25 protein-coding genes are annotated in these 22,542 nt (G+C 60.3%); 5 read left to right on the plus strand and 20 right to left on the minus strand.

What is annotated here, in order from left to right; genetic code table 11:
• Positions 1–40 precede the first annotated feature (40 nt).
• Positions 41–523: a GNAT family N-acetyltransferase gene (locus AC1ROI_RS27480; RefSeq protein WP_010461803.1), complete on the minus strand. Its 483-nt coding sequence runs from the start codon at positions 521–523 to the stop codon at positions 41–43.
• A 212-nt stretch (positions 524–735) separates the two neighbouring features.
• Between AC1ROI_RS27480 and AC1ROI_RS27485 the strand changes: the two genes are divergently transcribed.
• The 5 genes from AC1ROI_RS27485 to AC1ROI_RS27505 all read left to right on the plus strand — a co-directional run bounded on the left by AC1ROI_RS27485 (position 736) and on the right by AC1ROI_RS27505 (position 3,885).
• Positions 736–1,389 carry an HD domain-containing protein gene (locus AC1ROI_RS27485; protein ID WP_102594678.1) on the plus strand — a complete coding sequence of 218 codons (654 nt, stop codon included), beginning with the start codon at positions 736–738 and terminating at the stop codon, positions 1,387–1,389.
• Between the two features lie 112 nt (positions 1,390–1,501).
• A complete protein-coding gene (locus tag AC1ROI_RS27490) occupies positions 1,502–2,707 on the plus strand; it encodes an MFS transporter (RefSeq protein ID WP_102594679.1) in 1,206 nt (401 codons plus the stop codon).
• An 84-nt stretch (positions 2,708–2,791) separates the two neighbouring features.
• Positions 2,792–3,130, plus strand: a complete 339-nt coding sequence (locus AC1ROI_RS27495) for a hypothetical protein (protein ID WP_010461809.1) — start codon at positions 2,792–2,794, stop codon at positions 3,128–3,130.
• Positions 3,131–3,176: 46 nt separating this feature from the next.
• On the plus strand, positions 3,177–3,431 hold the full coding sequence (locus tag AC1ROI_RS27500; RefSeq protein ID WP_010461811.1) for a hypothetical protein: 255 nt from the start codon (positions 3,177–3,179) through the stop codon (positions 3,429–3,431).
• Between the two features lie 73 nt (positions 3,432–3,504).
• Positions 3,505–3,885: a Rho termination factor N-terminal domain-containing protein gene (locus AC1ROI_RS27505; protein WP_010461813.1), complete on the plus strand. Its 381-nt coding sequence runs from the start codon at positions 3,505–3,507 to the stop codon at positions 3,883–3,885.
• 136 nt (positions 3,886–4,021) lie between these two features.
• On the opposite strand, the gene AC1ROI_RS27510 is transcribed toward AC1ROI_RS27505, so the two are convergent.
• The 19 genes from AC1ROI_RS27510 to mltG all read right to left on the minus strand — a co-directional run bounded on the left by AC1ROI_RS27510 (position 4,022) and on the right by mltG (position 22,540).
• Positions 4,022–4,951 carry a PfkB family carbohydrate kinase gene (locus tag AC1ROI_RS27510; RefSeq protein WP_102594680.1) on the minus strand — a complete coding sequence of 310 codons (930 nt, stop codon included), beginning with the start codon at positions 4,949–4,951 and terminating at the stop codon, positions 4,022–4,024.
• Positions 4,944–6,410, minus strand: coding sequence for a purine-cytosine permease family protein (locus AC1ROI_RS27515; protein ID WP_077747988.1), 1,467 nt, complete (start codon positions 6,408–6,410; stop codon positions 4,944–4,946). The genes AC1ROI_RS27510 and AC1ROI_RS27515 overlap by 8 nt, the downstream gene beginning before the upstream one ends.
• 212 nt (positions 6,411–6,622) lie before the next feature.
• Positions 6,623–7,621, minus strand: coding sequence for an ADP-ribosylglycohydrolase family protein (locus AC1ROI_RS27520; protein WP_102594681.1), 999 nt, complete (start codon positions 7,619–7,621; stop codon positions 6,623–6,625).
• Positions 7,618–8,331, minus strand: coding sequence for a GntR family transcriptional regulator (locus AC1ROI_RS27525; RefSeq protein WP_042932288.1), 714 nt, complete (start codon positions 8,329–8,331; stop codon positions 7,618–7,620). Before AC1ROI_RS27525 ends, AC1ROI_RS27520 begins: the two co-directional genes overlap by 4 nt.
• A 193-nt stretch (positions 8,332–8,524) precedes the next feature.
• The gene (araH, locus tag AC1ROI_RS27530) at positions 8,525–9,493 is read right to left on the minus strand and encodes an L-arabinose ABC transporter permease AraH (protein ID WP_010461824.1); all 969 of its coding nucleotides are present in this window, start codon (positions 9,491–9,493) and stop codon (positions 8,525–8,527) included.
• A 9-nt stretch (positions 9,494–9,502) separates the two neighbouring features.
• Positions 9,503–11,047 (minus strand): L-arabinose ABC transporter ATP-binding protein AraG, encoded by a 1,545-nt coding sequence (gene araG / locus AC1ROI_RS27535; RefSeq protein ID WP_077747990.1) that lies wholly within the window; start codon positions 11,045–11,047, stop codon positions 9,503–9,505.
• A gap of 66 nt (positions 11,048–11,113) precedes the next feature.
• Positions 11,114–12,118 (minus strand): substrate-binding domain-containing protein, encoded by a 1,005-nt coding sequence (locus AC1ROI_RS27540; RefSeq protein ID WP_010461828.1) that lies wholly within the window; start codon positions 12,116–12,118, stop codon positions 11,114–11,116.
• Positions 12,119–12,232: 114 nt separating this feature from the next.
• Complete coding sequence (locus tag AC1ROI_RS27545; protein ID WP_102594682.1) at positions 12,233–13,051, minus strand: SDR family oxidoreductase; 819 nt, start codon at positions 13,049–13,051, stop codon at positions 12,233–12,235.
• A 197-nt stretch (positions 13,052–13,248) separates the two neighbouring features.
• The gene (locus AC1ROI_RS27550; RefSeq protein WP_077747992.1) at positions 13,249–14,124 is read right to left on the minus strand and encodes an SMP-30/gluconolactonase/LRE family protein; all 876 of its coding nucleotides are present in this window, start codon (positions 14,122–14,124) and stop codon (positions 13,249–13,251) included.
• 37 nt (positions 14,125–14,161) lie between these two features.
• On the minus strand, positions 14,162–14,878 hold the full coding sequence (locus AC1ROI_RS27555) for a FadR/GntR family transcriptional regulator (protein ID WP_102594304.1): 717 nt from the start codon (positions 14,876–14,878) through the stop codon (positions 14,162–14,164).
• A 206-nt stretch (positions 14,879–15,084) separates the two neighbouring features.
• The gene (locus AC1ROI_RS27560) at positions 15,085–15,645 is read right to left on the minus strand and encodes a DUF1285 domain-containing protein (RefSeq protein WP_010461838.1); all 561 of its coding nucleotides are present in this window, start codon (positions 15,643–15,645) and stop codon (positions 15,085–15,087) included.
• Positions 15,646–15,660: 15 nt separating this feature from the next.
• Complete coding sequence (locus AC1ROI_RS27565) at positions 15,661–16,266, minus strand: DUF4823 domain-containing protein (protein ID WP_010461840.1); 606 nt, start codon at positions 16,264–16,266, stop codon at positions 15,661–15,663.
• Positions 16,267–16,404: 138 nt separating this feature from the next.
• Positions 16,405–17,373, minus strand: a complete 969-nt coding sequence (locus AC1ROI_RS27570) for a GTP 3',8-cyclase MoaA (RefSeq protein ID WP_010461842.1) — start codon at positions 17,371–17,373, stop codon at positions 16,405–16,407.
• Positions 17,374–17,511: 138 nt separating this feature from the next.
• Complete coding sequence (locus tag AC1ROI_RS27575) at positions 17,512–18,150, minus strand: TetR/AcrR family transcriptional regulator (RefSeq protein ID WP_008152317.1); 639 nt, start codon at positions 18,148–18,150, stop codon at positions 17,512–17,514.
• Between the two features lie 342 nt (positions 18,151–18,492).
• Positions 18,493–19,278, minus strand: a complete 786-nt coding sequence (locus AC1ROI_RS27580; protein ID WP_077747993.1) for a TatD family hydrolase — start codon at positions 19,276–19,278, stop codon at positions 18,493–18,495.
• Positions 19,279–19,292: 14 nt separating this feature from the next.
• Positions 19,293–19,649 (minus strand): PilZ domain-containing protein, encoded by a 357-nt coding sequence (locus AC1ROI_RS27585; protein ID WP_010461846.1) that lies wholly within the window; start codon positions 19,647–19,649, stop codon positions 19,293–19,295.
• Positions 19,650–19,691: 42 nt separating this feature from the next.
• Positions 19,692–20,678 carry a DNA polymerase III subunit delta' gene (locus AC1ROI_RS27590; protein ID WP_102594305.1) on the minus strand — a complete coding sequence of 329 codons (987 nt, stop codon included), beginning with the start codon at positions 20,676–20,678 and terminating at the stop codon, positions 19,692–19,694.
• The gene (gene tmk, locus AC1ROI_RS27595) at positions 20,671–21,303 is read right to left on the minus strand and encodes a dTMP kinase (protein WP_010461848.1); all 633 of its coding nucleotides are present in this window, start codon (positions 21,301–21,303) and stop codon (positions 20,671–20,673) included. The genes AC1ROI_RS27590 and tmk overlap by 8 nt, the downstream gene beginning before the upstream one ends.
• Positions 21,304–21,322: 19 nt before the next feature.
• Positions 21,323–22,540 carry an endolytic transglycosylase MltG gene (mltG, locus tag AC1ROI_RS27600; RefSeq protein ID WP_042932290.1) on the minus strand — a complete coding sequence of 406 codons (1,218 nt, stop codon included), beginning with the start codon at positions 22,538–22,540 and terminating at the stop codon, positions 21,323–21,325.
• Between the last annotated feature and the right edge of the window lie 2 nt (positions 22,541–22,542).

Consider the following 22,542-nt stretch of genomic DNA (forward strand, 5'->3'; position numbering starts at 1 on the left):
CGCGCAAAGGCGCAGAGGATGACGGACTAGACGGGTAGGATCAACTCCCCTCAGCAAACTCCCGCAACACCTTCCCATCCATCCGATACCGGACCCACTCTTCCTGCGGCTGCGCGCCCAACGACTTATAAAATTCGATCGCCGGTTTGTTCCAGTCCAGCACGCTCCATTCGAAGCGCCCGCAGTCATTGGCGCAGGCGATTTTGGCGAGGTGGCGCAGCAAGGTTTTACCGGCGCCGCCACCGCGTTGCTGGGGGGTGATGTAGAGGTCTTCGAGGTACAGGCAATTACTGCCGAGCCAGGTGGAATAGCTGAAGAAGAACACCGCGAAGCCGATCGGCAAGCCGTCGCGCAGGCAGATCAGGCCGTGGGCGGTGGCGCCTTCGCTGAACAGGCTGCGTTCGATGTCGGCAACGCTGGCGATGACTTCGTGACGGGCACGTTCGTAGTCGGCCAGTTCAGTGATGAACCCGAGGATTTGCGGTGCATCGCTGGGGGTTGCCGGGCGGATCTCGATCGTCATGGACGTGCCTTTGTCGAAAGTTGAAAACGCCATACTAAGTCGGCGCGTGGTTTGTGGCGAGGGAGCTTGCTCCCGTCCGAGTGCGAAGCAGTCGTAAAGGCTGGCAACTCGGTTTTAACTGAAATACCTTTGCTCCCGGGATGGGGTTGCTTCGCAACCCGGCGGGAGCAAGCGCCCTCGCCACAAAAGCGCGTTCACTTCAAAGGAAAGTCATGGCCACTGATGCTTTCGCGCCGCTGCAACTTCTCGCAGCGCAACTGCTACCCCACGCACTGGAACCCTCGGAAGATGGCGCCCACGATGGGTCCCATCTGCAACGGGTGTGGCACAACGTGCGAACGCTTCATGCTGAAGAAGGCGGCGATCTCGGAGTGCTGCTGGCGGCGGTACTTTTGCATGATTGCGTGGCGGTGGAAAAGAATTCGCCGTTGCGCTCACAGGCCTCACGCCTGGCTGCTGAAAAAGCATCTGCCGTGCTAAGCGACATGGCTTGGCCAAGTGCAAAAATCAGCGCAGTCGCCCACGCCATCGAAGCCCACAGCTTTTCCGCCAACATCACCCCGTCCTCGCTCGAAGCCAAAATCCTGCAGGACGCCGACCGCCTCGACTCCCTCGGCATGCTCGGCGTAGCGCGCACGTTCTATATCGCCGGACGCATGGGCAGCGCCCTTTACGACCCGCAAGACCCGGAAGCGACAGCGCGGGACTACGATGACAAACGCTTTTGCCTCGATCACTTTCAGACCAAGTTGCTGCACCTGGCGGACGGTTTCCAGACGATCACCGGCCAGCGGCTGGCGCGCGTCAGGCATGAGCGCCTGAAGGGTTTTATGGTGCTGTTCAAGGAAGAAATCGGCATCACCTGAGCGCATTACTCCGGCCCGCGCTAACCCTGGCATCGATAACCCCAGACCTAACAATGTCGAGGTACATGGTAGATAGAGGGTCAGCGTTTTTATCGGGTCAAGGAACCGCGTCATGTCTACCGCTACGCCCCACGTCTCAAGCAGAGTGTTCGGCCTGTTTTGCCTCGCCAGTTATTTGCTGTCGCTGTCCTACGGCTCGACCTTCCTGTTGTCACTGTTGATCGGTTCACGGGGCGGCAACGAACATGATGCCGGCAGTGTGATTTCGGCGGCGATGCTCAGCACATTTGCGGCGGTAGTTGTCTCCGGGCACCTGTCTGACCTGCTCGGCGCGGCGCGTTCGATTGCGCTGTTCGGCGTGTTGTTGGTGGCGGCCAGCCTGGGCTTCGCGCTGACGCCGGGGTTCGGCAATCTGTTGCTGTTTTTCGGACTGCTGCTGGGGCTGGGCTGGGGGGTGTTTTACACCTTGGGGCCGATGATCGTGGCGAGCCTGGTGACGCCCGCGCAACGCGCGAAATACTTTGCGCTGCTGTCGGGCAGCATGATGACCGGGATCGGCAGCGGGCCGCTGTTGGGCCGCGCGGCCAGTGCGTTCGGTCATCCCGTCACCGCCGCCTTTTACCTTGCCGCGTTGGCCAGCCTGATGGGTGTGTTGCTGTTCTGGCGGCTGCATTCGCAACTGAAAAAAACGCCCTCGCCTACCGCCACTGTCGCCCGCATTTCCTGGCGTGCGACGACTCAGGTGCTGTCGTCGAAGGCAGTGTTTCCGATCATCATGGTCGGCCTCGGCGGGTGCGTATTCGGCGGCCTGTCGAGCTTTCAAACCAGTTACGCAGCGTCTCGCTCGCTGGATTACTCGCTGTTCTTTTTCGGCTTCATGGGTGCGGCAATCAGCAGCCGGATGTTGATCGCCGGGGTAGTGGTCAAGCGCGATGCATTGCGCGCTTCGTGCCTGCTGTCAGGCGTGATGGCGGGTTCGATTGTGCTGTTCAGCTTCGTGGTCGATAGCGAGCTCAGCTACGTGCTGGCAGCGATGATGCTCGGGGTCGGCTACGGGCTGACGTACTCGGTGATCAATGGCCTGGCGGCGAACGAAACGCCCCACGGCACCACTTCGCAATCGTTGTTGCTGTTCAGCCTGTCGTACTTCATCGGTGTATTCGGCTTTCCATTTCTCGCCGGGAAGATCATTGTCGAACACGGAATGACGACACTTCTACTCACAGTTCTCGCCATAGGGCTTTTGAACTGGCTGATCACCTTGGGCCGCTTGATCTGGCGTCGGGTCGACAGCAGCAAATCGTTGCAACAGGCCTGAACCGTTCGTCGTTCATCAGGCACCAATCCAAATCGGGGGCGGACCAACATCAGGTAAGGACTCTAATTAAATGGAGACGACACCATGATCATGTCCCGCTTGACCGCCCTCGCTCTCGCCACGCTGTTGTCCTCTGCCGCTTTCGCGGCGACCACCGCCACGGGTACCGGCCCGACCAACCCGGTCGAAGGTCAGAAAAATCCGACCACCCAAGGCTCGCCCGGCATGAACACCAACGGCACGGGCGTAGACAGCAGCCAGCCTCCGTCAACGGGCACCGACCCACGGATTCAGGGCAACGATACGGGCCGCCAAGGTGGCATGAACATGCCGGACACCCAGACACCGGATAACGCCGGCGCCGGCATGGGCTCGAAAACCACCACCGGTGGCTCGGGTTCCGAAGGCGGCGCCAGCCAATAGTTCGCCCACGCGAGTTTCACCTATCCACATCCATGAAGAGGTAACCATGAACGTCGATAACAACCTTGAGAAAGAAGTCCTGACCCGTCTGCTGCACGCCCATCCAAATGGCTTGGGCAAGGAGGTCCTGGACAATTACCGGGGGGAGAAAATCGTGGCCAGCACCCTCGCCACGCTGCAGGATCGCGGGCTGATTCAGCACGGGCATGTGACCTGCAACGAGGCCGGCGAACACTCGCTGCAACTGCCGATCAAACTCAGCGCGGCTGGGGTTGAGGCGGCGCGCAAGCTGGACGTTTAACAAGATGGACCAGGTCGCAGTCGTGCGCGGCTGCGACCGTTTGAGCGACTCTACAAGTAGCAGGAGAAATCCCATGCCTCGTGGAAGCAAAGACAAATACACCGCCGAGCAAAAGCGCAAGGCCGAGCACATTGAAGAAGGCTACGAGCACAAAGGTGTCTCGAAAGATGAAGCGCAGGCGCGCGCTTGGGCAACGGTGAACAAGCAGTCCGGTGGCGGCGAACGCAAGGGGGGCTCCGGGCGCAAGAAACCGGCGAGTGCCAAATCAGAAGATCGCAAGGAATCGTCACGGCGTGCGGTGGCCAGTCGCGAAGGTCATTCGCGTGACAGCAAGGCTTCGCGAGAGACGCAGACCGTGGACAGTTTGAGAAAAGAAGCGACTTCGAAGAAGATTCCGGGGCGCTCGAGCATGCGTAAACAAGAGTTGATTGAGGCGTTGCGCAAGGCTGGGTAGTAGAAGCCTGATTTTTTTTATTGAATGTAGTGGCCCCTTCGCGGGCAAGCCTCGCTCCTACGGGTTCGGGTTGTAGCGAAAATCCGCGTATGACCAAATCCCTGTAGGAGCGAGGCTTGCCCGCGAAAGCGTTATGTCAGGCGCCAAAAGTCTTCCTGATTAATGCATCCACCTCAGCAGTCCCAGGCGAAGTCGCCGGCCCCCACCGAGTGACTGCCAGCGCCGCCGCCGCATTCGCCCGCCGCGCCGCTTCACTCGCCGACAACCCTCGCGCCAACCCGGCCAGAAACACCCCGGCATGGGCATCGCCAGCACCATTGCTGTCTACCGCCTCAACCTTGAAACCGGGCATATGCTCTCGCTCGCCGCGCTGACTGATCCAGCACCCTTGCGGCCCATCGCGCACCACCATCAACACCTCGGCCGGCAGGTGATCGGTGAGCCTGTCCAGCGCCTCGGCAATGTCCGCCGCCCCGGTAAACCGCAGTGCCTCGACACTGTTGCTGGTCCACAGATCAATGCGCGGCAACAACGCCTGCATCAATGGCGCGTCCGGCGAGTCCACCAACGGGCCGGGATCGAACACCACGTTGATCACTTTCGGCAAACCCAGCACCCAATCCAGCAGCGCCTGGGCCTTGCCGACATGCAACAGGCTGTAGCCACTGACATACACGTAGTCACCCGCCTCGGCCAGCACGCTCGCCAGGTCCTCGGTGGTCAATTCGCCCTCGGCGCCGATGTAGGAAATGAAACTGCGCTCAGCCGAGGCATCGGTCACCGCAACGCACAACCCCGTATCCCGTTCGGCCTTGTGTGCGATGCCGAGCTGAATGCCTTCCGTCTTCATCGCCTCACGGGCCAGGTCGCCGAAACGACCGGTGCCATGACGGCCGAGGTAGACCACCGGCAGCCCGTTACGCGCGGCGGCGGCCATCACGTTGAACCCTCCCCCGGCTTCGAAACTGGCGGATTGCGCCAGCACATCGCCGCCCGGTTGCGGCAGTTTGTCCACGGCCATGACCAGGTCGATGATGACTTGGCCGGTGTGCAGCAATCTAGGCATGAGCGTTCTCGGTCATTGCGGCACGACGATCCCTGGCCCCACCGAGTACAAAATAAATCCCGCCGGCCACCAGGAACGTCACGATCCAGCCGAGGCCGTTATGCCCCAGCCACGAATCCGAAAGAAAACCGCGGAACCAGACGTTTTGTTCGGTGGTGCCAATGGTGGTGAAGCTGAAGCCCAGCACGATCGCCAGCGCCCACGCGCCAAACGCGCGCCATTCGATACCGCCGTTGTACCAGTAGGCACTGCTCGGGCTGACGTCCAGCAAGTCTTTGGGGCTGTAGTAATGACGATGTATCAGGTCAACGACGAAGATCCCGACCCACGCCGTGATCGGCACCGCCAGCAGCGAAATGAAGGTAATGAACGGGCCGTAGAAACTGTCGGCGATCAGCATGAAATAGATCGAACCGGCGAAGATCGCGACGATGTCGACCACCACGGCGTAGACGCGCTTGACCTTGAGGCCGAGGGTCAGCGTGGTCAATCCGGCGGAATACACCGACAGGTTGTTCGACAGCAGCAGCCCGCCGAACGCGGTGATCAGGTACGGCACGGCCATCCAGGTTGGCAGCATGTCGCGGATCGCGATGATCGGATCGGTGGCCGAGGCCAGGTCGTTGTTGCCCACCGACAGCAGGCCGCCGAGGGTAATCAGCAGCACCAGCGGAATCCCCGCACCAAAGGCCGCCGACGCGACCAGGCGCACGGCTTTGACGCTGCGATGCTGATAGCGCGACATGTCGGCACCGGCATTGGCCCAGCCGATCCCGGTGCCGGCGGCCATGGTGCCGATGCCGATGATCATCGCGCTCAAAGGCGCAGGCGTGGCGTTGAACACCGCGCTCCAGTCGATGGTGGCGCAGAGGAAGCCGCCGACCAGAATGTTCAGCGCACCGAACACATAAGTCGCCCACTTCTGGATCACCAGCAAAGTAGCGTGACCAAGGCCGGAAACCGACAAAGTCAGCAGCACGAAAATCGCGATGAAGACCAGGGTCAACACCGGTGCGCTTTTGGCCTCCACCGGCGAACCGAACAGGATTGAGCACAGCGACAGTAGCACGAAGGCGGCGGTGGTGGTGTTGACGGTTTCCCAGCCCAGCCGCGACATCAGCGAAACCAGGGTCGGGCCGATGTTGCCGCGCACCCCGAAGATGGCGCGCGACAGCGTCAGGCTCGGTGCACGACCACGACGACCGGCGATGGAGATGATCCCGACCACCGCGAAAGAACCGGCGGCGCCGAGGATCGCAACGATGATCGCCTGCCAGATCGCCAACCCGCGAAACGCCACCAGCGTGGCACCCAGCGGCAGGCCGAGTATGGAAATGTTAGCCGCGAACCAGACCCAGAACAGTTGCAGCGGGTGACCGTTGCACTCCGCTTCCGGCACCGGTTCGATGCCGCGGGTTTCCAGTTGCCCGGCGCTTTGCCCGGCGTTCGATGAACTCATGAAAATGCTCCTGTTGCCTTTGTTGTGGTTGTGGGCAATGACGGAAGACGAAACTACATCCCGGCGATCCTGGCCGTATTCGTGCTTTCCATTGCGGGGTTATCAATTCGAATAGGCGGTGCGCCCATCGCGAGCAGGCTCGCTTCCACAGGGATAATGCAAGCCGCACGGTACCTGTGGGAGCGAGCCTGCTCGCGAAGAGGCCAGGTCAGTCAGCGCAAGGCCAGAAGCCCTTTTACCAAAGGTTCCAGCTCCAGATCATTAACGGCTTTGACCTGTTCGATCATCGCCACCGGCCAACTCCCAAGCCCCAGGCAGGCCCCGAGCATCGCGCCCAGTATCGCCGCGATGGTATCGGTGTCACCGCCCAGGCTCGCGGCCATGCACAGCGCTTCGAAGGCGTTCATTTCACCAACGGCCACTTGTTGCGCCAGGGCAAACGAGACCACGACCGATTCCTGCGAAGCCACCGACGTGCCGATCACGTCGTACAGCAAATCCGCCAGCAACGCTTTGTCACTGTCGACGCTGATGGTCCGCGCCCAGCTGATGCGCGAGGCAATCCGTCCGCCCGCCACCCAGTGGCCATGACTTTCGGCTTGTTGGGCGATCTGCTGACCGAGGTTCAACGCCTCGCCCAGGTCCATGCCGTTGATGCCGGCCGAAACCACTGCCGCCACCGCCGCCGCACTGGAAATTCCCAGCGTGGTGTTGTGGGTGACCTGGCAGGCCTGCACGACGGCGCTTATAAAACGTTCAGGCTGGGCGACATCCGTGGCGATACCGACCGGCGTGATGCGCATCGCCGCGCCGTTGGTGGTGCCGTAGCGCCCCGCTTCTTCCGGCGAGTGGCCGGCGAGGATCATTTCGATTGCGCGCTTGGTCGAAGGGCCGAGTAAGTCTTGCGAACCCTTGGCCTGCATTCCGGCCTCCCATTCGATCAGCCGCTGAGCGAGCACGGCCGGTTCGATCCGGCCCTCACCGGCCACCAACAATTGACCGACCAGAATCGCCTGTTCGGTGTCGTCGGTAATCGAGCCCTTGGGCATGTTCGCAGCAATCGGTTGATCAGGACCGGCGTCTTGCAGATCGGTGATCGCACCGAAGCGCGCCGTGATCTCGGCGCGGCTCAGGGATTGCGTCGGCATGCCCAGCGCATCGCCCAGGGCCAGTCCGTAGAACGCGCCGAGCGCACGGTCGAGCGCGGTCATTTCGACTCTCCAAACTGCAGGTGAAGACGAAAATGTACCGGGTCGAGCAAGCTTTCGACCTGTTCCATGAAACGGTTTTGCCGGTCGTAGGTGGTGCGCAAGGCTTTGAGGAAGACGGTGCCGACCGGACGACCGAGCAACGCGGCGTCTTCGGCGTTCAAGGGTTCTGCGCCGATCCATTGATCGCCGCGTTCACCGATGTAGCCGTAGGCGGCCAGGGTGATGGTCAGGGAATTGTCGATGAGGCCGACCCGCGGCAGGCTTTCCAGGCCTCCCGTGGCGGGCATCAATGAGCGTTCGAGAGACACCAGCTTGCCATCGGTGGAGCGACGGCGCCGGTCGAGGGTGATGAATTGGTCGGTGCCGAAGCGCGGCAGCAAATCAGGCCGCGTGACGGCCTCCAGCCGCAGCACTTCGGTATTGATCAGCGCCCCGCTGTCGGCGAGCGCTTGCGCCCAGCCGCTGCGTTGATCGAGCACCACACCGTCGAAGGTGACGATGGAGCCGACGCCGCTTTGGGTCGCGATGTAGTTGCGTCGTTTCAACTCGGCAAGGGCCTCACGCAGCGTGCCGCGGCTGACTTTGAATTCTTGAGCCAATTGATGCTCGCCCGGCAACAGAAAGCCGTCCTCCATGAGGCCGCTTTCAATCCGCCGGATGAGTTCGTCGACCACCCGTTGTTTCTTGTCAAATCGTACCTGTCTAATCATGTACAAAGTGATAACCGAAACGCGATGGTGCGGGCAAGGACTATTTAAGGGAGGTGACGGAAGGAGTAATCACTGTGGCGGGGAGCTTGCTCCCGCTCGAGTGCGCAGCACTCGCAAAATCCTGAATCAAAACAGTGATTTTGGGGCCGCTGCGCAGCCCAGCGGGAGCAAGCTCCCTCGCCACAAAGCGAAGTTAACGTTGTTTGAGACGATCAATCACGACGGCCAACAGCAAGATCGAACCGCGAATCACGTACTGATAGAACGTGTCGATGTTCTTCAGGTTCATCGCATTCTCAATGATCGCCAGAATCAACACCCCGGCAATCACATGCCGGATCATGCCGATCCCGCCGCTCAACGACACCCCGCCCAGCACGCACGCCGAGATCACCGTCAACTCAAACCCTTGGCCAATCATCGGCTGCCCGGAGGTCATCCGCGACGCCAGAATCACCCCGGCCAACGCGCCAATCACACCGTGCACGGCAAAGATGATGATCTTGGTCCGGTCAACGTTCACCCCGGCCAGCAACGCCGCTTCCTGGTTGCCGCCGATGGCCATGGTATTGCGCCCGTAGGTGGTGTAATTCAACAGCCAGCCGAAAAACAGGAAGCACACGATGGTGATCAGGATCGGCACCGGCACGCCAAACAACTGGCCGTTACCAAAGACGAAGAACGACTCCTGCGACACGCCGACCGCTTTGCCATTGGCAAAAATGTAAGCCAGGCCACGAACGATCTGCATGGTCGCCAGGGTGGTGATCAACGCGTTGACCCGCAGCTTGGCGATGACGATGCCGTTGATCAGCCCGACAATCAGCCCCATCACCAGCGCCGCACTCACGCCGAGAAACACACTGTCGGTGTCGCGCATCACCACCGCCGCGACCACGCCGGCACAGGCAATCACCGAGCCCACCGACAAATCGAAATGCCCGGACGCCAGGCAATACAGCATGGTGCAGGCCGCGATGCCCGTTGTCGAAATCGCCAGGCCCAGGCCGCGCATGTTCAGCGGCGACAGGAAGTTGTCGATCAGCAGCGTGCACAGCACGAAGATCCCGACCGCCGCCAGCAGCATCACCCAGTCGTCGAGAAAGCGCCGCAGGTCCAGAGGTTTGCGTGCAGTGGGCAGAGCGTTGTTTTGGATGGTCATAGTCACCTCTCAGTTCGCCACGCCGTCAGCACGTTGGCGCGGCAAAGCCAGTTGCAGCAGGTTGGATTCATTGGCCTCTGCGCGAGACAACTCGCCGCGCATCGCGCCTTCGCAGAGCACCAGGATGCGGTCGGAAATACCCATCACTTCCATCAGGTCGCTGGACACCACGATCACCGCGATGCCGCTGGCAGCCAGGTTATGGATGATCTGGTAGATCTCGGCTTTCGCGCCGATATCGATGCCGCGCGTCGGTTCATCGAGCAACAGGACTTTCATCGGCATCGACAGCCAGCGGCCGAGAATGGCCTTCTGCTGATTGCCGCCGGACAGGTACATGATTTTCTGCTCGGCGCTGGGCGTCTTCACTTTCAGTGCCTTGATCTGCTTGTCGGCGTTGCCCTTTTCCCACAAGCCGCGCAACAGGCAACCGAACGTGGAATGGGCGCCGCGCGCGCTGATGTTGATGTTCTCGGCGACGCTGGCGAGCGGCAGGATGCCCTCCTTCTTGCGATCTTCGGGACACAGCAGAATCCCGGCCGCGATGGCATCACGGGGGGAACGCAGTTTCACCTCATGACCACGAAGCTCCAGGCGTCCGGCGGTGTTGCGCGTCAGCCCGCTGAGTATCCGGAACAGCTCGGTACGCCCCGCGCCCACCAGGCCGAACAGCCCGAGAATCTCGCCCTTGTGCACCTCGAAACTCACCGGTTCACGCAGTCCCGGCCCGAGCAAACCGTCAACCTTGAGCGCCACGGCGCCCCGCTGGCGGCTGCGGTAATCGTAGATATCCTGAATGTCGCGCCCGACCATGCACGTCACCAACTGGTCGTGGGTCAGTTCGCTCATGTCCTCGAACGTGCGCACGTAGCGGCCGTCCTTGAACACCGTCACCGCGTTGCAGATGCGGAACACTTCTTCCATGCGATGGGACACGTAAAGCACCACTTTGCCTTCGTCGCGCAGACGCCCGATGATCGCCATCAAGCGATCGATTTCCCGCGCCGACAGGCTGCTGGTGGGTTCGTCGAAGGCAATCACATGCGCGCCACGGGACAACGCCTTCGCAATCTCCACCAGCTGTCGCTGACCGAGGGACAGGCGCCCGACTTTCTCTTGCGGGTCGATTTCATCGGCCAGGCCTTTGAGGCAGGCCAACGCTTGCTGGCGCAGTGCGCCTCGATTGATCAGGCCGAAACTGGCCGGCAGATGACCGAGGAACAGGTTCTCCGCCACGGTCATTTCCGGGACCAGATGCAGCTCTTGGTGGATCACCGCCACCCGACTGGCGATGCTGTCGGCGGTGGACTTGAAGACCATCGTCTGCTCGCCGATCTGCAGGTCGCCGCTGCTCGGCGTGTAAGCACCGCCGAGGATTTTCAGCAGGGTCGATTTGCCGGCGCCGTTCTCGCCCATCAAGGCATGAACCTGCCCCGGATGAGCGACGAAACTGATGCCATCCAGCGCCTTCACCCCGGGAAACGTCTTGCCGATCCCGTTGAAGCGCAGGCTGCCGCCGACGCTGTGCTCATGTGTCTGTACTTGCGCGTGCATAAAACCACCTCATCACACAGATCAGGCGGCCCCGTCGCCAGGGCCGCCGATGAAATCAACCAGCCCTCAGTTCCACAGGCCGATCTTTTCCAGTTCCTGCTTGAAGTTCTCGCGAGTGATCAGCGTCACGTCGTCCATCGCGGTGTACTTCGGTGGTTCTTTGCCGGTGGTGACCCACTCGAACATCATGCTCGCGGTGTTGTAGCCCTCGATGTGCGGGCTTGGCAGCATCGAACCGAAGAAACCACTGTTGGCTTTCTTCAGCTCGCCGATAGCATCGGTGCCGTTGATGCCGATGCCGATCACGTTGGCTGCGGCAAACCCGGCGCTTTCGGTGGCGCGCACGCCGCCCAGTACGGTGTTGTCGTTCATGCCGCCGATGATCAGGTTTTTCGCCGCGCCCGGCAGTTTCACCAGGGCTGAGTTGGTGGCGTCCATGCTGCCCGGTACGTCGAGGGTTTTCAGCGCCGAGAACAGGATGTGGTCTTTCGGCATTCCGGCATCTTCCAGCGCTTTGACCGAACCGTCGGTGCGCTTCTTGCCGGTGTCGAGTTCATTGAAAGTGTTGATCACCGCATAGGTTTCTTTCCAGTCCCAGCCGCGTTTTTTCGCTTCGGTGGCCATTGCCGCGCCCTGCTTCTGGCCGACTTCGAATGCGGCCATGCCGAGGTAAGGAACGTCTTCCATGAACTTGCCATTGGCATCGACGAAACGGTCATCGACAGCGATGACTTTCATACCATTGAGCTTGGCCTTGGCCATGATGGCCGGACCAAGGGAGACGTCCGGCGGGCAGATCACGAAGCCTTTGGCACCATTGGCTGCAAGGCTATCGATGGCCGAGAGGGTTTTCTCGCCGTCAGGCACGGCGATCTTGATGACAGTGAAGCCCTTGTCTTTCCCGGCCTTTTCGGCGAATGCCCATTCGGTCTGGAACCAGGGCTCTTCCGCCTGCTTGACCAGGAAGCCGATTTTCACTTCCTCGGCCGCCAGCAGCGTGCTGCTCAAGCTGACCGCAGTGACCGCCAAAGCGGCACAGCACAGGGAACGGATCCCACGACGACGATTCATAGCTGACTCCTTGTTATTTTTTTTGAGCGTTATTTTGAAAGCCGGTACTGCAAATAGTCATATCGTATGATGATTGGATTTCAGACGGAACTCCGCGTCTGAAAGCCGTTTTGCTCAGTCGTGATACATGACCGAGCGTCCACCATCGATGGTGATGCATGAAGCATTGATGAACGGTGCTTCATCGCTGGCCAGGAAGACGGCCGTCATGGCCACTTCCATCGGTTGCCCGATACGACGCGGCGGATGCAGGTCGAATGCCCTCTGACGTTCGGCCTGGGGGTCGGCAAAACCGTTCCAGTAATCGACGTTCAATTGGGTTTCGATATAGCCCGGCGCAATCGCATTCACGCGAATGCCCTTTGGCGCGTATTCGATGCCCAGCGCGCGGGTCAGCCCGAGCAAGCCGTGCTTGGCCACCGGGTACGGAAAGCAGCCCGGGATGATGTGGGTGGAATGGGTCGAAGCGATGTTGATGATGCTGCCGATGCCCTGCTCGATCATTTGCGGCAGCACGGCTTTGCAGCCATACCACGCGCCGTCGAGGTCGATGGCGAAGCAGCGATGCCAGTCTTCTTCGGTCATTTCCAGTGGATCGCGGAATACGTTGACCCCAGCGCAGTTGACCAATACGTCGATCCGGCCGTGACGCTCGACGGCCAACCTGGCCATCGCGTGCAGATCTTGCTGCCGGGAGACGTCGGCCTTGATGGCCTGGACATCGAAGCCTTTGTCCCGCCAGTGCGCCGCGACTTTCTCGACTTTTTCGGCCTGAATATCACTGATGATCAGTTTGGCCTGCTGCGACGCGAACGTGGCGACGATGGCCTCGCCGATGCCCTGCGCAGCGCCGGTCAGCAGCACGACCTTGTTTTTCAGGCGCTCGCCTTTGGGCGGTTCGGGCACGGCTGGCAAGGAAAGAGGCTCAGCCATGGATCAAGCCCCCTTTTTTCAGGGACGACAAAAGCCGGGCATCTGTCGATGTCCGGTCAAAAGTCCTTTTGGAAAATCGCTGCATCACTTCACCTGTTTTGTTTTTTTAAGTGTGAGTGCGTGTAACTGATGGCCGACTATAAACCCGACCACCAAATAATCTCAATATATAATTTTACATCCCATATTTTGGGATTTTATCCAGCAAAGCGGGTGCAGGTTTTTCCGGGCACATCGACGCGAATCGACAGCAGCGCGCCGTCCAGCGGGTGGTTGAGCGGACTCGCGGCGCTTGTGACGTAAAGGGTTTTCAAGTCTTCGCCGCCGAACACGCAACTGGTGGGGCGGCTGACCGGCAATTCGATCACGCGGTCGACATAGCCATCCGGGGTTAGCCTGATCAGGCAGCTACCGTCCCAGCGGGCGTTCCAGATGAAACCCTCCGCATCCATCGCCGAGCCATCGGGGCCGCCCCGATCGTGGGGACCGAACCAGACATACGCGGTGTCCAGGTTGCCATCGGTGTGGACGAAATGGCGGTACAAGGTTTTGTCCATGCTGTCGGCGAAAAACAGCGTGGTCTCGTCCTCGCTCCACAGCAACGTGTTGGGAATGCCCAGCCCGCGAAGCAGCGGCGTGACCCGGGCGTCGCGGTCGATGCGAAACAGGCCGCCGGAGCGACGCACAATGGGCAGGTCTTCGCCATTTTCACCGATGTTGTTCTGCATGGTGCCAAGCCAGAGCCGACCCTGTGCATCGCAGCGGGCTTCGTTGGCGCGGTTGCCGGGTTGCGGGTCGGCGACGCAGAGCAAGGTCAGGCGCGGCTCAAGCCCCGGCGAATCAAGGTCCAGCCGATAGACGCCGCTGCTCAACGTCACGAGCGCATCGCCGCTTTCACAGGGGATGAACGCGGACACATGTTCCGGCATTTTCCAGATTTGCACGTTGGCGCCGATCAGCCGCAGGGCTTGCTTGCCGGCGATGTCCACCCAATACAGCGCCTGGGTCGGCACATCCCAGAACGGACCTTCACCGAGTTGTGCACGGTGTCCGGTAACCGCATTCCACGTCATGAAACCTCCTGTTGTTTTTGTATGTGGCGCAAGCCTCTCAGCCGGCTTTTTTGTCGGCCATGACTTTTGGATAAAAGCGTTTGATCGCCAGGTCCGCGTTATCGATCAGGGTCATGCAGGCCCAGACACCCCGCGCGGCATCCCGTGCGGCGATGGCGTCGGCCATGTCTTTGTGAATCGGCAGCGTGCGGCGCAATTCGTCCGGGTCGGCGGCGGACACTTCGAACGACACAGCCAACAACGCGCCAAGGGCCGGGACCATTTGTTCGATGAACTGGTTGTGGCTGGCGGCGAGTATGCACTCGTGGAAGACCTGGTCGGCGCGGTTGTAATCGACGCCGCTGTCCACCGCCCGTTCCAACGCGTTATAGGCCTGCTGGATCGCCTGGACCTGTTCGACCGTCGCGCGCTCACAGGCCCAGCGCACGGCCATCGGTTCGATGGTGCGGCGCAGATCGAGCAAGTCGTCGACGAAGTTTTCCGGCAAGCCGCTGCGCGAAAGCCAACCCACGACTTGCGGGTCGAAGAGGTTCCAGCGTCGCACCGGTAGCACCCGTGTACCGACTTTCGGCCCGACTTCGAGCATGCCTTTGGCGACCAGGGTTTTGATGGCTTCGCGGATGACCGTGCGACTGACACCCAACTGCTCACCCAGGTCGGCTTCGACCTTGATGGTTTCACCCGGCTTGACCTGGCCGGCGGTTATCCAGCAACCCAGCCAATCGACGGTCGACGCATGAAAACTGCTGGACATGGACACCTCGATGCAGGAGCGGCACAAAGCCATTCGCGATGGGTGTCCACGCTAATCATCATACGATTGGGTGTCAATTTGATTTTTTGGATGACTCACACATCCAATGTGGGAGCGAGCCTGCTCGCGATGGCGGCGTAACAGGTCACATCTAGGTTGATGTTATGGCCTCATCGCGAGCAAGCCCGCCCCCACAGTGCTATGCGTTAAGGCTCAAGGCCGATGGGGAAGAATTCACCGCCGCTCCATACACCCAGCCAACGTTGCCCGTCGATCTCACGTGTCACGGCCAACTCCACCAGTTGGTAAAACACATTGCGATGGATCAGGGCTTCGAGGTTGGTGCGTACATGCACGTAGGGTGCTGGCTCTTGCGTGACCGGGTCGATCACCACGCGAATCGGGTGTTCGGTGCCGGCGTCCGTGGTCTCGTCGACGTTGGTGGTGAAGCGCAGAAGCTGGGCTTCGCCCTCGCCTTCCACGTCCACGGCAATCGCCACAAACGGCGCATCATCGACCTTGATGCCCACTTTCTCGACCGGAGTGATCAGAAAATAGTCATCGCCATCGCGGCGAATGATGGTGGAAAACAATTTGACCATCGGCTTGCGCCCGATCGGCGTCCCCAGGTAATACCAGGTGCCGTCGCGGGCGATGCGCATGTCGATGTCGCCACAGAAATCAGGGTTCCACAGGTGGACCGGCGGCAAGCCTTTGGTTTTGGGGATTTGCCCCAACAAGTCGTTGGCTTTTTGCGGGCCACTCATGGCGTTCTCCTTGGATTACTGGTCGCTGAGACCAATCAGGCTGCGCGCGTATTGCTCAAGCGGCGGGCCAATCAGGTCTTGTGGCTTGTTATCGTGGAACGTCAGTAAACCGCCACGACTCTTGATACGTGCAGTATCAATCAAATACTGGGTGCTGGTCTCGATCAACATGATCTGAATCACGCCGCTGTCGATGCCCAGGCGATCCACGTATTCCTGATCGAGCCATTCGTCCGAGTTACCGATTCTGTCATCCGCCTTGGCGAACCGTGTGTAAAGCAGGTAATGGGCACCGGCGGCGCGGGCTTCACCCATGGCCTGGTCGAGACCTTCGGGCGCGCGCGCTCGGCGGACCATCGGGAAATATTCGATAAAGCCGTTGAAGGCTTCTTCAGCGACCACGTTAGGTCGCGGATAAGCACTGCCCGGCGGCGCGAAGGCACCTTGGGCGATGTAGATGAATGAGTCCGGCTGAATGCGCAGGTTATTCACCCGACGACTGTCGCTGTGATCCAGCAGCCCTGCATCGCTCATGTGGTAGCGAGTTCCTTCAGCCATATCGCTGACATTCATGCAGCCACCAAGCGCCAAAACGGCCAGCAGCAAAACCAGGCTACGCATCCTACCCTCCAGAGGCCGGTGACGGAAAACCGGCGAATGGCCATTGGATGCAGCTTCCGCGCCAGCTCAAGGATGTTGTGGCCTTATAGATAGCAATCGCGAGCAGGCTCGGAGCGGCGTTCGTACAATGAGGCCCGATCAGCCGCCAATAATCTTCATGATGGTCGCCCCCCCCGAGAACGCCACTTCCTGCTTGTCCCCCAAGGCTTTCACCAGAAGTCGCTGCAACGCTGGCAATGCCTGATGGCGCGGCTTGTCGAGCAGATCGCCGACATAGTGGCGATTGCTCGACGATAAACAGCCATGCAGCCAGCCGGTGGACGACAGACGCAGGCGTGAACAAGTCCGGCAGAAGGGAACGCTTTCATTGGCGATCACGCCGAAGTGCCCCAGCCCCGGTATTTGGTAACGCACGGCAGTGGCGTCTACGGGTGCATCGGCCTGCAAATACTCGTAACGCTCGCCAATCAGGCTCAGCAACTGCTGAAGGCTGACGAACTGTTGCAGGAAAGCGTTGTTGTCGCTGGCCAGATGACCCATGCGCATCAGCTCGATGAAGCGCAATTCATAGCCACGCTCCAGGCAGTAATCGAGCAGAGGCATCACTTGATCAAGGTTCTGGCCGCGCAGGGGCACCATGTTGACCTTGATTTTAAGGCCGGCGGCCTTGGCCTGATCCATCCCGTCGAGCACCGTCGCCAGGTCGCCGCCACGGGCAATGCTGCGGAACGCGCTGGCATCCAGGGTATCGAGGGAAACGTTGATGCGACGGATGCCGGCGTCTACCAGCAACGGCAGCTTTTTCGCCAGCAGCTGACCATTGGTAGTCAGGCTGATGTCTTCCAGGCCCATCTTGCCGACGGCCGTCATGAAGGCTTCGAGCTTGGGGCTGACCAGCGGCTCGCCACCGGTGATGCGCAAGCGCTCGATGCCCGCCGCTTCGATCAGGTACGCCACGCCGCGCGCCATGGCGTCGGCCGACAATTCGTCCTGTGCAGCCACCAGCCGCTTGCCGTTGGGCACGCAGTAGGTACACGCGTAATTGCAGGCTGAGGTCAGGCTGATCCGCAGATTGCGGAAACGCCTGCCTTGACGGTCAACGATCATGGAGCACTCCGGCGAAAGGAATTTGAACGCGTAAAACTTGACTAACAAATCAAGTTTTAGCAAGTCCCATGCCTGAGTATATTCCTGAGGTACTGCGCCATATAGAGAAATCATGGCGCAATAAGGCAACTGAATGGTTCAGCTACTCGGAGTGTCGGTATCGCGCTTGCGCTTGTTGCCCATACGCACGCCGATATCCATCAGGAACTGGAAGAAACCTTCCTGATCTTCCAGCACATTGCTCCAGAACGGCGAGTGATACAGCGCCACGGCACCGTGCACCAGCGCCCAGGACGCGCAGTAATGGAAGTAAGGCGGCACGTCTTCAAGCTTGCCTTCGCTGATCCGGCCCTTGATCAGCAAGGTCAGGCGTTCGAAGTTCGAGGCGCGGATCTTGTGCAGTTCCTCGACCATCTCCGGCACCTGGTTGCCCTTGACCACCTTCTCTTCCAGCCGATCGAACAAGCGATAGCGTTGCGGATCGCGCATGCGGAATTCGAAGTAGGCCCGGGACAGGGCTTCCTTGTCCTTGTCGACATCAGCCGAATGCAACAGCTCGTTCAGATCACGCTCGTAGTCGAGCATCAGGCGCAGATAGATCTCCGCCTTGGATTTGAAATGCTTGTAGATCGTGCCTTTGCCGATACCGACGGCATCAGCAATCATCTCGACGGTGACACTGTCTTCACCTTGGTCGAGGAACAGCTTGAGCGCGGTATCGAGAATTTCTTGCTCGCGGCGACGAAACTCACGGACCTTACGAGGTTCTTTATGCATAAGAAAAGGTCTGTAGGGGTCAAAATTCGAAGCCGCGTATTATGCCTAACTTGCGCCAAAATGCACGGATCATCCGACCATATCTGTGTTTCTTGATGATTTCACACAGGGTCGCCTGTTGATGAGAACACTTCCGAAGCGCCCGTATTCCAAAATTGTTTAAAAACCGGGACCGGTAAACTGGACTCGGCGCAATACTGATCAATACTTGAACTGTCGGCGGGGCATCTCCCCCAAGTGTCGCGTCGATATAGGTACCAACGGACCGCGTGCCTTTGTTTTACTCCTAATGGTCTTAACCCGGATTCACCCCCCAGAACCCGGGTTTTTTTTGCCTGCGATTCAGCCCTTCACATGCGCCAGCGGAAACAGACGCTTGAAGTTTTCAGTGGTCTGCTCGGCAAATCGCTCGTAAGCCTCACCCCGCAACATTGCCAGAAACTCCGCCACCTCGCGCACGTACTGCGGCAGGTTGGGTTTGCCGCGATAAGGGATCGGAGCCAGGTACGGCGAGTCGGTTTCTACCAGCAATCGATCAGCTGGCACTTTGCTGGCGACGTCACGCAGCGCATCGGCATTGCGAAAAGTGACAATGCCAGACAGGGAAATGTAATAGCCCATGTCCAGCGCAGCCTTGGCCATGTCCCAGTCTTCCGTGAAGCAATGCAACACGCCCGCCTGAGGCAACGCAGCCTCGCGCAGCAAACTCAACGTATCGGCACGGGCGCCACGGGTGTGGATGATCACCGGTTTGCCTGTTTGCTGAGCGGCCTGCAGGTGCAAGCGAAACGATGCCTGCTGCAACTCTGCCGCTTCCGGCTCGTAGTGATAATCCAGGCCGGTTTCACCGATGGCCACGACACGGGGGTGATTGAGCTCACGCAACAACCAATCCAGCGCCGGAGCGGCACCCGGCTGTACATCCAGAGGATGCACGCCCACTGAACAGTCGACGTCGCCATAACGTTCGGCCAGGGCTTTGACATCCGCGGCATTTTCAACGCTGACGCCGATACATAAAAAGTGCCCTACCCCGCGCTGCCGGGCCGCATCAAGCGCGGCATCCAGGGAGCCGTCGTGGGCGGCGAGGTCAAGACGATCGAGGTGACAATGGGAATCTACGAGCATAAAAGGGCTGCAACTTACATCGTATGAGTGGGACGGTCGGACTTCAGGGCTCCGGCCAGATGGGTTTCGATTCGACTGCGCGCGGTGTTGTCGCCGTCGTTGAATTGTACGCCGACCCCGGCAGCCCGATTGCCCTGCGCACCGTTGGGCGTAATCCAGGCAACCTTGCCGGCTACCGGGATCTTATCGATCTCATCCATCAGGTTCAGCAGCATGAACACCTCGTCGCCCAACTTGTAGCTCTTGTTGGTCGGGATAAACAGGCCACCGTTCTTGATGAACGGCATGTAGGCCGCGTAAAGCACGGACTTGTCCTTGATGGTCAGGGACAAAATGCCGTTGCGCGGCCCCGGATTGACGGCTTCATTCATGCTGACCTCCATTGCTGATGATCAGAGTCTAGGCACAGACGATCACTTCTGGGTAGGCAAGGATGCCCATTGCACCAGCAGTGCCTCCAGCAACAAGGCCGGATTGAGGTTAGCTTTGCTCATGACCTTCTGACGCTGGGCGAGAATCCAGTCCTGGATATTCAAGACTTTATCCTGAGCGGTTTTCTGCGCCAGGTATTGAATGACCTTGCGCATGTCCGCCAACCCCAGCCCCTGCTCATCCTGGGTCAATTGATAGCGCAGGATCAGACTCGACCAGTCGCAGAACCAGTCGAACAACAGCAACTGCGGGACGGTTTTCCATTCTTCGGCCAATTGCGTCGGCGATTGCTGCTGCTTGAGCAGCTTCTTCACGCCTTCGACCACCAGAGCTCGCTGTTCGCGCACGCCTTGGGCCTGCAACTTGACCGCCGCCAGCGGGGAGCCGGCCGCCAGGGTCAGCAGTTCGATACGCTCTTCTTCCGAGCTGTCCGGCAGGGCCTTGGCCAGCCAGGCAAGACTCATCGCTTCGCTCGGCAGCGGACAAGCCTGCTGTACGCAGCGGCTCTTGATGGTTGGCAGCAGACGACTGGTCTGGTGGCTGACCAACAGCAAAACGGTGTCGCCGGACGGTTCCTCAAGACTTTTGAGCAAGGCGTTCGCGGCGTTGATGTTCATCGACTCGACCGGCTCGATCAACACCACCTTGCGCCCGCCCATTTGGGCGGTCTGGACCACGAAACTGACCAGATCGCGCACCTGGTCGACCTTGATCGCCTTGTCGGCCTCTTCGGGTTCCAGGATGTAGTTGTCGGGGTGGCTGCCGGCCTTGAGCAGCAGGCAGGACTTGCATTCACCGCAGGCATCCTGCGCGGTCGGACGCTGGCACAGCAAACTGGCCATCAACCGTTCCGCCAGCGCCCGCTTGCCAATCCCGGCCGGGCCATGCAGCAGATAGGCGTGCGCATGTTGCTTGCGACCGGCCAACTGCTGCCAGAGGCTGTCCTGCCACGGATAGGCTTCAGCCACGGGCCAACTCCAGCAGGCGTGGCAGCAAGGCGTCCAGCGACTGCTGAACCTGTGCCAGCGGCTGAGCGGCATCGACCCGCACATAACGCGCCGGGTCAGCTTCAGCGCGCTTGAGGAACGCACTGCGCACGGCATCAAAAAAGGTTCGGCCTTCGAGTTCAAAACGATCCAGGCGACCGCGAGCGCTGGCGCGGGCCAGACCCACTTCCACCGGCAGATCGAAGATCAGCGTCAGATCCGGGCGCAAATCGCCCTGCACAAAGGTTTCGAGGGCCGCGATACGCTCCAGCGACAGACCACGACCGCCGCCCTGATAGGCGTAGGTCGAATCGGTAAAGCGATCACACAAGACCACCGCGCCGCGGGCCAGCGCCGGGCGAATCACCTCGGCCAGATGCTGGGCGCGCGCGGCGAACACCAGCAGCAGCTCGGTGTCAGGGTTCATGACTTCATCAACCGGCGCCAACAGCACCTCGCGGATCCGCTCGGCCAAGGGCGTACCACCCGGCTCGCGGGTCAACACCACCTCGATACCGGCGGCGCGCAGGCGCTCGGCCAGGTATTCGCGGTTGGTGCTCTTGCCGGCGCCTTCCGGGCCTTCCAGGGTAATAAACAAGCCAGTCACGGGCAGTCCTTAATCAGAGTCATTGCGGGCTTTGCGGAGCCGGTGTGTCCGGCTCGGGCACGGGTTCGGGCGCCGGAGCGGGTTCTTGCGGCGCGTCTTGTGGCGCTACTTCTGGCAAAGCTTCGGGATCGGGATTGGGCGAAGCGGCCGGAATCGGCGCTTCGGCACCCGGTGTGTCGGCACTCGGAGTTTCTGGCGCGGAGACCGGTGCCGGACTGGACCGATAATCGGCACGACGCTTGAGCTGGAACTCGCGCACCGCATTATTGTGGGCGTCCAGATCATCGGAGAACACGTGGCTGCCGTCACCGCGAGCCACAAAGTAGAGGCTGTTGCCTGCCACCGGGTTCAACGCGGCATGGATCGCTTCGCGGCCGACCATGGCAATCGGGGTGGGTGGCAGGCCCGAAATCATATAGGTGTTGTACGGCGTGGCCTCCTTGAGGTGGGCGCGGGTCAACTTGCCGCTGTAGCGATCACCCAGGCCGTAGATCACCGTCGGATCGGTCTGCAGCAGCATGCCCATCGCCATGCGTCGCACGAACACGCCTGCAATCTGCCCGCGCTCCTGGGGCACACCGGTTTCCTTTTCAACCAGCGAGGCCATGATCAGCGCCTGATAGGGTTCGGTGTACGGCAAATCAGCAGCGCGCTGCTCCCATTCCCTGGCCAGGACTTCGTCGAGGCGATCGTAGGCTTTTTTCAGCAGATCGACGTCGGTCATGCCCCGCACGAAGCGGTAAGTGTCGGGGAAGAACCGGCCCTCGGGAAAGATCCCGGTATGGCCCAGCTTGGTCATCACTTCGCTATCGCTCAAGCCGTTGAGGGTCTGCTCGAGTTTTTCATCCTTGGCCAATGCCGCCCGGACCTGATGAAAATTCCAGCCTTCGACCAGAGTCAGACTGTACTGAACGATGTCCCCACGTTTCCACAGGTCGATCAGCCCTTCGACGGTCATGCCGGGCTGCATGCGGTATTCGCCCTTGTGCAAGGGTTGTCCGGCCAGATTGAATCGCCAATACACGCGCAACCAGAAAGCGTCCTTGATGACGCCATCGGCTTCGAGTCGATAGAAGGTGCGGGTGGGTGTCGTGCCTTTAGGCACTTCCAGCAGTTCTTCCTGGGTGATGTTCAGCGGCTGATTCAGCGCCGTATGAATCTTCCAGGCGGAGGCGCCCAGACACAGCCCTGCCAGAACCAATCCGGTTTCCAGCAGCAGCAACAATTTACGTCTCACGT

The organism is Pseudomonas sp. GW823-FHT02C02 (assembly GCF_058797635.1).